Annotated in this window: 14 protein-coding genes; 12 read left to right on the top strand and 2 right to left on the bottom strand. The window is 40.9% G+C overall.

From position 1 onward, the window contains the following. The 12 genes from B0B05_RS15490 to B0B05_RS15435 all read left to right on the top strand — a co-directional run. The coding region (locus B0B05_RS15490; protein WP_143746027.1) for an IS1595 family transposase at positions 1–310 on the top strand (310 nt) is incomplete at its 5' end. Positions 311–355: 45 nt separating this feature from the next. Beyond that, positions 356–2,095: a thiamine pyrophosphate-dependent enzyme gene (locus B0B05_RS15485; protein WP_076784484.1), complete on the top strand. Its 1,740-nt coding sequence runs from the start codon at positions 356–358 to the stop codon at positions 2,093–2,095. A gap of 56 nt (positions 2,096–2,151) precedes the next feature. Beyond that, positions 2,152–2,673 (top strand): DUF1440 domain-containing protein, encoded by a 522-nt coding sequence (locus tag B0B05_RS15480; protein WP_076784483.1) that lies wholly within the window; start codon positions 2,152–2,154, stop codon positions 2,671–2,673. 242 nt (positions 2,674–2,915) lie between these two features. Then, a complete protein-coding gene (locus B0B05_RS15475; protein WP_084174006.1) occupies positions 2,916–3,509 on the top strand; it encodes a cupin domain-containing protein in 594 nt (197 codons plus the stop codon). Positions 3,510–3,517: 8 nt separating this feature from the next. After that, a complete protein-coding gene (locus B0B05_RS15470; protein WP_076784482.1) occupies positions 3,518–4,183 on the top strand; it encodes an NADPH-dependent F420 reductase in 666 nt (221 codons plus the stop codon). A 141-nt stretch (positions 4,184–4,324) separates the two neighbouring features. Further along, a complete protein-coding gene (locus B0B05_RS15465) occupies positions 4,325–4,588 on the top strand; it encodes a MauE/DoxX family redox-associated membrane protein (protein WP_394332793.1) in 264 nt (87 codons plus the stop codon). Positions 4,589–4,614: 26 nt separating this feature from the next. After that, positions 4,615–5,121, top strand: a complete 507-nt coding sequence (locus B0B05_RS15460; RefSeq protein ID WP_143746054.1) for a PPC domain-containing DNA-binding protein — start codon at positions 4,615–4,617, stop codon at positions 5,119–5,121. A 55-nt stretch (positions 5,122–5,176) separates the two neighbouring features. Further along, complete coding sequence (locus B0B05_RS15455) at positions 5,177–6,169, top strand: alpha/beta fold hydrolase (RefSeq protein ID WP_076784480.1); 993 nt, start codon at positions 5,177–5,179, stop codon at positions 6,167–6,169. A gap of 12 nt (positions 6,170–6,181) precedes the next feature. Further along, on the top strand, positions 6,182–6,976 hold the full coding sequence (locus tag B0B05_RS15450; RefSeq protein ID WP_076784479.1) for an SDR family NAD(P)-dependent oxidoreductase: 795 nt from the start codon (positions 6,182–6,184) through the stop codon (positions 6,974–6,976). 34 nt (positions 6,977–7,010) lie between these two features. Further along, positions 7,011–7,955: an aldo/keto reductase gene (locus tag B0B05_RS15445; protein ID WP_076784478.1), complete on the top strand. Its 945-nt coding sequence runs from the start codon at positions 7,011–7,013 to the stop codon at positions 7,953–7,955. Between the two features lie 64 nt (positions 7,956–8,019). Next, entirely contained in the window at positions 8,020–9,213 is a 1,194-nt protein-coding gene (locus B0B05_RS15440; protein ID WP_076784477.1) for an MFS transporter, read from the top strand. 99 nt (positions 9,214–9,312) lie between these two features. Next, positions 9,313–10,056: a dienelactone hydrolase family protein gene (locus tag B0B05_RS15435; RefSeq protein WP_076784476.1), complete on the top strand. Its 744-nt coding sequence runs from the start codon at positions 9,313–9,315 to the stop codon at positions 10,054–10,056. Positions 10,057–10,085: 29 nt separating this feature from the next. Here the strand turns inward: B0B05_RS15435 and B0B05_RS15430 are convergent, their stop codons facing one another. Beyond that, a complete protein-coding gene (locus tag B0B05_RS15430; protein ID WP_076784475.1) occupies positions 10,086–11,216 on the bottom strand; it encodes an ATP-binding protein in 1,131 nt (376 codons plus the stop codon). A 424-nt stretch (positions 11,217–11,640) separates the two neighbouring features. Further along, positions 11,641–11,918: hypothetical protein (locus tag B0B05_RS15425; protein ID WP_221406973.1), on the bottom strand; the 278-nt coding region annotated here is incomplete at its 5' end.

Raw genomic sequence — 11,918 nt, 5'->3', positions numbered from 1 at the left:
AACCATAAAAGAATCGATTGATAATCAAAGCATTGTTTTCACGGATAAAAGCACATCATACGTTGATATTTCAGATTTTGTTGAACTTCATATCACCGAAAAATCTGATAAAGAAACTACCAACGAAACCTTAAAATGGGTTCACATCACCATCAGCAATGCTAAAAGAAATCTATTGGGAAATTATCATAAAATCAAAAGAAAATATCTTCAATTGTATCTCAACGAATTTATTTACAAACTAAATCGAAGATATTTCGGAGACAAACTATTCGAAAGGCTCATTATTGCTAATATTACAGCAGTATGATTAAAAACGGATATACATAAAAATATTAATCAAAAAAAAAATACAATGGCTAAAAACGTATCAGACCATTTGGTCGAAATGCTGAAACAGGCAGGTGTCAAAAGAGTTTATGCAATTACCGGGGACAGTTTAAATCCCGTGAACGACGCGATCCGCAGGGATGGCACGATCGAGTGGATCCACGTGCGCCACGAGGAAACTGCTGCTTATGCGGCATCTATGGATGCCGAACTTAACGGCATTGGCTGCTGTATGGGAAGTTCGGGGCCGGGCCATGTGCATCTCGTGAATGGTTTATATGATGCCAACCGTTCCGGTAATCCCGTGATAGCTGTTGCCAGTACCTGCGCGACAGAAAAATTTGGGACTGAGTATTTCCAGGAAACCAATCCGGAAAAGTTATTTGCAGACTGCAGTAAAGCTGTTTTTATGGCTACCACGCCCAAAATGTTTGGTACCATGATACAGCGCGTTATCCAGACTGCTGTAAACGAAAAAGGCGTTGCTGTGCTTGGCTTACCAGGCGATGTTGCTTCCGCTGACTACGAAGATGTACTGTCCGGATCAAAATCTTTTAATACGCATCCGGTTTACAGGCCATCAGAAGCAGAATTATCTGAGTTAGCACAGGTCATCAATTCTGGCAAAAACATTACTTTCTATTGTGGGCATGGCTGTAAACATGCCGTAAACGAAATAGAAGCACTCGCAGAAAAAGTACATGCCCCTATCGCCTACTCCTTCCGTGGGAAAATCTTCTTTGACCGTACGGACAGCCCTTATTCTGTAGGGATGAACGGGCTTTTGGGTAATAAATCCGGTTATGATGCCTGTAACGATGCTGACGTTCTGGTACTGTGGGGTACCGATTTCCCTTACTCTGAGTTTCTGCCCAATAAAAAAACCATTATTCAGATTGATGAAAAACCTGAGAGAATCGGCCGAAGAGCCCATGTAGATTATGGCTATGCCGGCGATATCAGAGATACAGCTGCTGCATTACTGCCAAAAATTGAAAGCAAATCAGATGCTTCTTTCCTTAAAAAAATGAAAGACCTTTACAGGAAAGATGAAAAACATTTTACCGAATTCTCCAACAAAAAAGGAAAAGTAGGCAAGATCGAGCCGGAATATATTGCCACATTGATTGATCATTATTCTTCTGACAATGCCGTTTATACGGTAGATACAGGTATGACTGCCGTATGGGCCGCAAGATTTATCCGCGCCAAGGGCACCAGATATTTGACGGGCTCTTTCAACCACGGTTCTATGGCCAATGCGTTGCCAATGGCGATTGGTGCTGCTGCAACCAAATCCGGAAGACAGATCGTGGCAATGTGTGGCGATGGTGGCCTCTCTATGCTGTTGGGCGATTTGGCGGTGATTATGCAATACCAGTACCCGGTGAAAATCTTTGTTTTCAACAACAGCTCCCTGGGCATGGTAAAACTGGAAATGGAAGTTCAGGGCTATGTAGACTGGCAAACCGATATGGTTAACCCACCATTTGAGAAAATTGCCGAACTGATGAATATCAAAGGCCTGGAACTCAAAGACCCTGAGCAGGCTGAATCTGTTATCCAGCAGGCTTTTGAACATCAGGGACCGGTTCTGGTGAATATCTATACCAATCCTGATACACTGGCGATGCCGCCGCATATTACTTTTGAGCAGATGAAAGGCTTTGCTACTTCACTGATAAAAAAAGTAGGCTTAGGGAAATTTGATGATGTCAAAAATTCTATAAAAACCGGCATGGGCCATATTGACGAAGTGTTATAAATTACAACTGAAAGGGCAGAGTTTTCTGTCCTTTTTAATTTTAAATTAAAACCACAATGAATACATTAGCAAAAGACTTAATAAAAGGTGTAGCGGTAGGATTATTCGCCTCATGGATTAAATCTTTGGCAGAACCGCCATTGCAGAAAATTGGCGAAAAAAAATTTCCGCCAACACCGCAAGAATTGGAGATCAAAGGTGCAGATGTTACCCACCATCCCCAGAATATGCCACCGGCTGTTTTAGCTAAAGATATCTATCATGAATCCACCGGAAAAGAACTTTCTGATAAAGATGCCATTGCCGCGATGAAGTGGATCCATTACGGTTTGGGAACTGTTGTAGGTATCACTTACGTTGCTTTGGTTAACCACAACAAACAGTTTAAACTGGAGGAAGGTGCTACTGCCGGTGCCGTAGTTTGGGCACTTACACACGGTTCTACCGTCCCGGCTTTGGGCTTGCAGGGCAAAGTATCTGAAATGCCAAAATCCTGGTGGGTTTGGGAATTTGGTTCCCATGTTGTTTTTGGTATTGCCATGGAGCAAAGCAGAAAAATCATTAACAAAATCTTTTGATGGCATCAAGGAAAATATCTATGCCTGGCCAAGTTCCGGATAACTAAAATATTAAAACCCTGATATCATCTATTTACAATAATATCATCAGTTTTTACAAGCAATATCCGGCGCAAACGGTGTATTTTCGAATTGGTTTGAATTTATGAAAGGGCACAAATAGTTAGCAGGGCGGCTGCTTTATCATATTATTTATTTCAGGCCTCTATTTTTTGATTGATCCAAAGCAAAAATCTGACATCATGAACAGACTACAGTTTATCCATTTATCATTTGCAGGGGCCGTTGCGGTACCCTTTTTGAAAATTGGTGATCTACTTGACCTTAGGACTATGGAAGCAAAAACCTTTTATTTCAAAGATGACGGCATTATCCCCAACAGCAAATTTCCGCTTTTGGTTTATCAGAACGCTTTCACGGAAAGAGGCAATGCGGGAGCAGAATTTCTGGAAAAGAAATTCAAATCTAATAGCTGGTACAATTCCTGGCGTTGGGGTGTATACCCGTTTCACCATTATCACAGCACTTCACACGAGGTCCTGGGCGTATTCCAGGGAAATGCATTGTTGCATATGGGCGGCCCAAAAGGCGAAAAAATAAATGTAAAGGCCGGTGATATACTGATTATTCCGGCTGGCGTGGGCCACAAATGCATTTCGCATTCTGACGACTTTACAGTGGTTGGCGCTTACCCCAACGGCATGTCTTATGATCTTATCAAAGAAGAAAAAGACAAACATGCGCAATCATTAATTAATATTTCGAAAGTTCCTTTTCCTCCTGCAGATCCGTTCTTGGGGAAACATGAAGGACTTATCAATTATTGGAAAAAATAAATACCTGTATGAAATTTTATTTAAAATACCTGATTCTTTTTTTCTGCACCATGAACATCTTATCCTGCGGGCAGAAGAATAACCAGCCAACTAAAGCAAAAGTTATGAACCAAAAAACCATCATCGGAATAATCGGCGCAGGCCACGTAGGCGGCACGCTTGGCAAAAAGTGGGCAAAAGCAGGTTATAAAGTACTGTTCAGCTCCAGAAACCCTGAGCAATTAAGAGATCTTATTACAGAGGCCAGCCACGGTTCCGAAGCCACCACAGTAACAGACGCCGCCAAAAGAGCAGACATCATCGTGCTCGCAGTACCTTATAAGGCCGAAGCTGCGATCAGCAAACAAATCATGCCTTATATCGAAGGCAAAATCCTGCTGGATTGTGATAACGCCTACCCGGGAAGAGACGGTGAAATTGCCACCGAAGCCAGAAAATTAGGTGCCGGATTATATTCCTATAAAAACTACTTCCCGGAAACTAAATTTATCCGTGCTTTCAGTTCACTTCCGGTTGCCAATGTAGGTAGTGCCACTGCCAATAATCCTGTAGAAATACCTTATGCGGTTTCAGAAGAATCCATCAAGATTACGGCAGAAGCCCTTATTACAGCCGCAGACGGCAAGCCAAAATTTATTGGCGGGCTCGAAAACAGTGCACAGTTGGACTATTAAATTATTAATAAAAATAAACAATGAAAAACTTTAAGATCAACTATTTTTTTTCTACGGCTTCCAATCGCTATTTCACTTTTTGGGCACGGGCTGGTGCGTCTTCCGAAACTTGAGATGTTCAGTGGCTGGATGCTAAAAACGATGGAAACATCCATGATCCCAACATTCCTATTGATGCCATTCAGTTACATCTTGCCTATTCTGGAATTTATGATCGGCCTCTGGCTTCTTATTGGCTACCAAAGCAGATGGGCACTGTATGCCGGTTTAACATTAATGTCCGTACTGATTTTCGGGAGCTGTTCTATAGAAAACTGGAACGCGATAGAAGCACAGCTGATCCATGCGACTTATCTGTTTGGATTGCTTTGGTTTTTCCAGAAATATGGTGACAAAGCTGAATAATTATCTAACCAAAAAATAAAAGTAATATGAAAAACAAAATCTTCTTCACAATTGTATTAACCATCACCACCCATGTTATGAATGCACAAATCTTAAGCGGGACCCTGTGGACCGCTAAAAAAACAGACCAAGCGTACATCGTAAGTGTAAAAGATAAATCATCCGTGCTGGATGCGCTCACCGACTTTGTTTCTTCACAGAAAATAGAATCGGGACAAATCACCGGAATTGGCGCCACCAATGATGCCACATTGCGTTTTTTTGACCCGGAAACCAAAAAATATGTAGATAAAGAATTCAAGGGTCAGATGGAGATCTCCAATCTCTCCGGAAACATCTCTATGGTGGAAAACAAACTGATGCTGCATCTTCATGTTACCCTCGGAAAAAGAGATTATACCGCTCTGGCAGGACACCTTCTGGATGCCAAAATAAGGGGTGCAGGTGAATTTTTTATCTATCCCAACCCCGGAAAAGTCGTGAAAGTTAAAAATGAAGAAGTAGGCCTTAACTTCTATGATTTTACAAAATAAATAATTGTGTAGGCACTTATTTTAATTAATATCTTAATAATAAAACCACAGACTAATGAAAAAGGTAGCAGCTGTCTTTCTCCTATTAATTTTCTGTATGGCATTCGGCCAGGATCAACGTCCTGTACTGGATATTATGCTGACCAACTACCAATATCCTTACGATGTACATTTTCTGAATTTCAAAAGTCAGAACCAAGATCTCAAGATGGCTTATATGGACATCCAACCAGAAAAACCCAACAGTAAAACGGTAGTTCTGCTGCACGGTAAAAATTTCAACGGTGCTTACTGGAAAACGACTGTGGAAGCCCTGGCAAAAGAAGGTTATCGTGTAATTGTCCCGGATCAGATAGGCTTTGGAAAATCATCCAAACCAATAGGCTACCAGTTCACTTTCCAACAATTGGCACAAAATACCAAAGCGGTGTTGGATGAATTAAAAATCGATAAAATATATTTGTTGGGACACTCGATGGGCGGGATGATTGCCACACGTTTTACACTAATGTATCCGGAAACGGTTGAGAAGCTGATTTTGGAAAATCCACTTGGATTAGAAGAGTGGAAACTCGTTGCGCCATATGCTTCGATTGATCAGAATTACCAAACAGAGCTGAAGGCCAACTACGAATCCACCAAAAAATACCAAAGTGGTTTCTATTATGACAACCATTGGAAACCGGAATATGACGAATGGGTCTATCTGCTGACAGGATGGACAAAATCCCCGGATTATCCGCAAGTTGCCTTGGTCAACGCCAAAACATCTGATATGATTTTTACCCAACCCGTTGTCTATGAGTTTCAGAATATCAAAACACCAACCTTGCTGATCATAGGAACCAGAGACCGCACCGCCATTGGAAAAAACAATGTAAAAGATCCTGTGGTGGCGGCCAAAATGGGACAATACCAAATTCTGGGTAAAGAAACACAACAAAAAATAAAAGGTTCTAAACTGGTAGAGATCGAGAATGTGGGACATCTACCACACATCGAGGTTTTTGACCAGTTCATCCAACCTGTCAAAGAATTTTTGAAATAACAAATTTATAAAATGGATTTACAACTTAATGACAAAACAGCGCTGGTAACAGGCTCCACAGAAGGCATTGGATTTGCCATAGCCAAAGGACTTCTGAAAGAAGGCGCGACCGTCACCATCAATGGAAGAAAACAGGAAACAGTTGACTCTGCAATCGAAAAACTGAAAAAAGACCTGCCAGAAGCCAAAGTTAAGGGCATTGTGGCCGACTTTTCTAAGGTGGATGAGGTGGATGCCCTGATCCAACAACTGCCGGAAGTTGATATTCTGGTGAATAACGTTGGGATCTACGGCGAACAGCCATTTGAAACCACCGATGACGACACCTGGTTCCACGATTTTGAAGTGAATGTGATGAGCGGCGTTCGTCTTTCCCGCCATTATGCGCCGGTTATGAAAAAGAACAACTGGGGAAGGATTATCTTTCTCTCCAGCGAGTCTGCCGTCAATATCCCTGATGATATGATCCTGTACGGCGTCACCAAAACAGCCTATCTGGCACTTAGCCGAGGCCTGGCCAAACATCTGAGAGAAACCAATGTTACCGTGAATGCGATTTTGCCTGGCCCAACCTGGTCAGCCGGCAACCTGAAAAGTATGTCTAAACTGGCGAAAGAGCGCGGTATCTCTGTAGCAGAAGCAGGTAAAGAGTTTGTTGAAGAAAAACGCCCATCTTCTATTATCGGGAATTTTGTAGATGCCGAGGCTGTTGCCAACCTTGTGGTTTACACTGCCAGCCCACTGTCTTATGCAACTACGGGAGCGGCCCTGCGTGCAGACGGTGGCGTGATAGACAGCGCATTTTAATAAAAATAATCGAAAAACAAAAAAAAGAATTATAATGAAAAAAGTAAATATTAAAAATACAGACTTAGAAATAGCACCTATTAATTTTGGCGGTAACGTCTTTGGATGGACGCTGGATGAGAAACAGTCTTTTGAAATACTGGATAAATTTACCGAAGGTGGCTTTAATTTTATTGACACCGCAGACACCTACTCCTGGTGGGTCAACGGAAAAGGCGGACAATCCGAAACCATTATCGGAAACTGGATAAAGGAGAGAAAAAACCGCGACAAAGTAGTAATCGCCACAAAAGTTGGCTCCGAAACCAAAGAACACGGTTTTGACATCAGCAAAAAACATATCCTAAAATCTGTAGATGAATCCCTTCAGCGCCTTGGTACAGATTATATCGATCTGTATTACACCCACTTTGATGACAACAAAACTCCCGTTGAAGAAACTTTATCCGCTTATGATGAGATCGTAAAAGCCGGAAAAGTAAGATATATTGGAGCATCCAACGTCTCACCGGAACGACTCACAGAATCTTTTGAAGTTGCAGAAAAAAACAACTTTCCAAAATATGTGACACTTCAGCCCCATTACAATTTGCTCGTCAGAGAAAAATTTGAGAAAGACTATGCCCCGCTTGTTGAGAAATATGGTTTGAGTGTCTTCACTTACTGGTCTCTGGAAGCCGGTTTCCTTACCGGAAAGTACAGAACGGAAGCCGATTTTGACAAAACATCCAGAGGTGCGGGAATCAAAAAATATTTTGATGACAAAGGGAAAGCCGTTCTTGCAGCATTAGATCAGGTTTCAGCGAAACATCAGTCACAACCCGCGACAGTGGCTTTGGCGTGGCTGTTGGCCAATCCTCTGGTCACAGCACCTATCGTAAGTGCGACCAGCGACCGCCAACTGCAGACTATCTTTGATGCACCGGAACTGAAACTGGATTCTGAGGACTTGAGCATTCTTAACAATGCGGGCAAATAAGTAATAAATAACAATTGGGCTTACACTTTAAAAAGTAACAACAAATGTTTAAAGTACTCAATAGATGACAGAAGAACAATCAAAACTGACCAAAGGTCAGGTTCTCGGGATGGCTGTCGTAGCAGGGATTTGCGTTTCAAATATCTACTATGCGCAGCCTATTCTGTATCAGATTGCGCAGACTTTCCACGTCTCAGAAAGCAAAATGGGTATTATGGTAGGTTTGGGGCAGGTTGGTTATGGTGCCGGGCTGCTAACGCTGGTTCCGCTGGGTGATAAAGTAAACCGCAAAAAATTAATCCTGATTTTATTGGCCATCCTGTTCTGTATCCTGGCGGCTATAGGAATGGTGACGCAGTATTATTACATCTTTTTGTTTAGCCTGCTGCTTGGCCTCACCGCTGTTGCCGCGCAGGTCATTCTGCCAATGGCCGCTGAATTATCAGGCAACGAAAAAGGCAAAAATGTTGGTATTATTTTCACCGGGATTCTTGTGGGCATCCTGATGGCAAGAGTTTTCAGCGGTTATATCTCAGAATGGAGCAGTTGGAAAGTTGTCTATTACATCTCCGCCGGCTTTACAGTGCTGTCTCTGGCTTTCGTTTATTATAAATTACCAAGCATACAACCGACTTTCAAAGATTCTTATTTTAAATTAATTTCATCTTCTTTTTATCAGTTAAAACGCTTTCCGAAACTTAGATACCTGGCACTGATGGGCGGACTGGCTTTTTCGGTTTTCTGCTCATTCTGGACAACACTCACCCTGCTTTTGGTGGAAAAACCCTACCGATACAGCTCGGATACCATCGGGCTTTTTGGGCTGTTAGGAATTGCCGGTGCTTTGATCGCTCCCATGATAGGAAAAACAGCAGACAAAGGCGGATCACAAAAAACGCAACTATTTGCAGGGATTATCCTGCTTTTGGGAAGCCTTTTTATCCTACTATTCCCCAGTCACCTTGTAGCAGTTCTGTTGGCGGTTATTTTTATTGATGTTGGTGTGCAGTCGATTCAGGTGACCAATGTGGCATTGATTTATAAATTAGATCAGAAAGCCAACAGTCGCATCAATACAATTTATATGACTTCCTACTTTGTGGGTGGTGCGCTGGGTACCTTTATAGGACTCAAATGTTGGGAATTAGGAGGCTGGCATTATGTTGGATTACAACTGGGTATATTCAGCGTTGTTATATTTCTGATGAATTTGTTTAACTTTATCAAACCTAACCAAGCTAAGCTTAATCCATCATAAGAATTTATAATATGAAATAATCCTTACTTGTTTTGCAAAAAAACTGATGAAGATTAAGGCGTTTCTAAATAATCTTTTAAAGAGAAAAAATATCCACGTATGAAATTATCCATCACCTTATTCAGCTTATTTATGGGACTACAACTCAACATGGCTCAGGCATTAAAACCAATTGCTTATAAAGACGGCAGTCAAAAACTCAACGGGCTTGTAACGTCGAATGCCGGCAAAAAACTACCGGGTGTTTTGATCTTACCAGCCTGGAAAGGCATCGACAACGAAGCTAAAAACGCTGCCCTGCAACTGGAAAAACAAGGCTATATTGCCTTTGTTGTGGACATCTATGGCGAAGGCAATATCCCTGCTGACAACGCCGCCGCTGCTAAGATCGCAGGCCAGTACAAACAGGATTACAAAGCTTATCAGCAGAGAATAACTGCCGCTCTGGAGGAACTGAAAAAACAAGGCGCCAATACAGATAAAATTGCTGTGATTGGCTACTGTTTTGGAGGCACAGGCGCACTGGAAGCTGCCAGAGCCGGATTGCCGGTAGCCGGTGTTGTTTCTATCCACGGCGGATTGGCCAAGGGAATCGACAGGCTCAATGTTCCTATAAAAACAAAAGTATTGGTAGAAAATCCTGCCGATGACGAGAGTGTAAAACCGGAAGACCTCAGTAACCTTATCACCGAACTAAAAACCGGGAAAACGGATTGGCAAATCATTACTTATGCCAATTCCAAACATACATTCACAAGCCCTGAATCGCCCGATTATAACGAAATGATGGCAAAACGCGCCTGGAATCATACTTTGATGTTTCTGAAAGAGATTTTGAAATAACAAAAACTTTAGATTGTTAGAAACTCACGTTAAGTAATAAAATCCAGATAATTTTCTTTATCAATCACGGAAAAATCTGCGTTGGGATACGCCGATGAGAATTGCGAAGGAATTTTGGTTTTACCACTTTTCCATTTATATTCAAAGGCATTTATTTTATCGTTTTCAGTTTCAATACGATCAATCTCCTGTTGCGTGTGTGTTCGCCAAAAATAGCTATCCACATTCATTTGCATGTAATGGATTTTTTTCAATCTTTCCGCTTGCAGATAATTTTCCCAAAGTTTTCCGACATCTTCCCGGAGATTCAACGGATTAAAATTACTGATTAACGCATTCCGGATTCCGTTGTCCACAAAATACCATTTTTTCATTTTGGTAATTTCGTTATCACGGTTTCGGCTAAACCCTTTCACGTCATAAACGATAAACACTTTTTTGAACAAATCAAGATATTTTTCAACAGTATTTTTACTGATTTGAAGTTCCTTTCCAAGAGCTTCCAATGAAATTTCGCTTCCCGTCCTAAATGCTAATTTTTGTAACAGAGCCAAAATTGTATCTCTTTTTTTAATCCCTTCAAATGTGAGAATATCTTTTAACAGATAAGAATGAACCAGTTCTTTGAGATAATCCTGCTTTTGTTGCATATTTTCCAAGTGAAGCAGCTCAGGATAACCTCCAAAAATCAGGCGTTCTTCAAGTTTTCCTTTGGTTTCTGCAAAATTTTCTATCATAGAAAATTCCATTTGCGAAAGCGGAAAAAGTTCAAAAGAATACATCCTGCCAACAAGCGGTTCGCCGATTTGGTTGTTCAGCTCAAAAGCAGATGAACCGGAAGCAATAATTTTTAGTCCGTCAATCGTATCAATCATCAGCTTCATTTTTTTGCCGATTTCGGGAATTTCCTGTGCTTCGTCAATAATAAGAAAGTGGCAATCGCCAAGCAGTCTTTTGTAATTTGCAGTGCTTCTTACTTCCAGAAGATTATGCGTTTCTACATCATCGCCGTTTAGGAAAATAACTTTTTCCTTTGCTTCGCTTTCTATTTTTTTGAGAATTTCGGTTTTCCCTACTCGTCTTGCTCCCAAAAGAAGTATCACCTTATTAGGCTGAATCTTTTTATTAATCAAGATTTCAGCTATTCTTCTCAGTTCCATTTTCAGATTGTTTTACAATGCAAATATATGAAATTCCGTCAAACAACTGACGGAAATATATTAAATTCCGTCAAACAACTGACGGAAATCTGTTAAATTCCGTCATTATAACAAATTGCATTTCTGTGGCTTAATTAAAAATTGGGGCAGTTCGAGCTATTTAAAGTAATGGAAAAGAATTAATGATCTATCCCTTTTGCCCATGAAACTTCGACAGGCTCAGCCTGACAATGTTTAAATATTGCGATAAATATTCGAGATGTCACCTGAGATTATCAAAGGGCTCTGTTAGAAACCACTTATTAATACTGTTTCTCAATATTTCATTAAAGGGATAAGTCAAAAGAATTAATAATATATTTTTTTACACTATCAAACGGATAAACACACAAATGAGTAATATTCCTTCATAAAACATTGTTTTTCAATATGTTTTTATAAGAATACAAAAACCCACCTCTCTGTTTTTCAGAACAATTCTGTCTGTATCCAAGGTGGTTTTCTTCGTTTTTTCTGTTTCGTGTAAGTTCTCCTGCTGTTCTGTACCATCCAAAATATTTCCAGATGGCTGATTAAATGAATCCTGATGAGTGCCGCAATGGTAGAAAATGCCTTTTTGCTCTTTGATTTTACACGTAGAACCTGCAACAGTAGCTGTGCAATCAGGGTACACCAAATTTGGGTTTTGATGCCGTTTTCTGT

Origin of the sequence: Epilithonimonas bovis DSM 19482, assembly GCF_900108115.1 — a bacterium.
In the GTDB taxonomy this organism is placed as follows: domain Bacteria; phylum Bacteroidota; class Bacteroidia; order Flavobacteriales; family Weeksellaceae; genus Epilithonimonas; species Epilithonimonas bovis.
The sequence above is the reverse complement of the archived record's forward strand: the minus strand, read 5'-3'. Positions and strand labels throughout refer to the sequence as shown.

Coding starts and splice junctions, on each gene's coding strand:
- B0B05_RS15485 (WP_076784484.1), top strand. CDS start 356: ATGGCTAAAAACGTATCAGACCATTTGGTCGAAATGCTGAAACAGGCA.
- B0B05_RS15480 (WP_076784483.1), top strand. CDS start 2,152: ATGAATACATTAGCAAAAGACTTAATAAAAGGTGTAGCGGTAGGATTA.
- B0B05_RS15475 (WP_084174006.1), top strand. CDS start 2,916: ATGAACAGACTACAGTTTATCCATTTATCATTTGCAGGGGCCGTTGCG.
- B0B05_RS15470 (WP_076784482.1), top strand. CDS start 3,518: ATGAAATTTTATTTAAAATACCTGATTCTTTTTTTCTGCACCATGAAC.
- B0B05_RS15465 (WP_394332793.1), top strand. CDS start 4,325: ATGGAAACATCCATGATCCCAACATTCCTATTGATGCCATTCAGTTAC.
- B0B05_RS15460 (WP_143746054.1), top strand. CDS start 4,615: ATGAAAAACAAAATCTTCTTCACAATTGTATTAACCATCACCACCCAT.
- B0B05_RS15455 (WP_076784480.1), top strand. CDS start 5,177: ATGAAAAAGGTAGCAGCTGTCTTTCTCCTATTAATTTTCTGTATGGCA.
- B0B05_RS15450 (WP_076784479.1), top strand. CDS start 6,182: ATGGATTTACAACTTAATGACAAAACAGCGCTGGTAACAGGCTCCACA.
- B0B05_RS15445 (WP_076784478.1), top strand. CDS start 7,011: ATGAAAAAAGTAAATATTAAAAATACAGACTTAGAAATAGCACCTATT.
- B0B05_RS15440 (WP_076784477.1), top strand. CDS start 8,020: ATGACAGAAGAACAATCAAAACTGACCAAAGGTCAGGTTCTCGGGATG.
- B0B05_RS15435 (WP_076784476.1), top strand. CDS start 9,313: ATGAAATTATCCATCACCTTATTCAGCTTATTTATGGGACTACAACTC.
- B0B05_RS15430 (WP_076784475.1), bottom strand. CDS start 11,216: ATGGAACTGAGAAGAATAGCTGAAATCTTGATTAATAAAAAGATTCAG.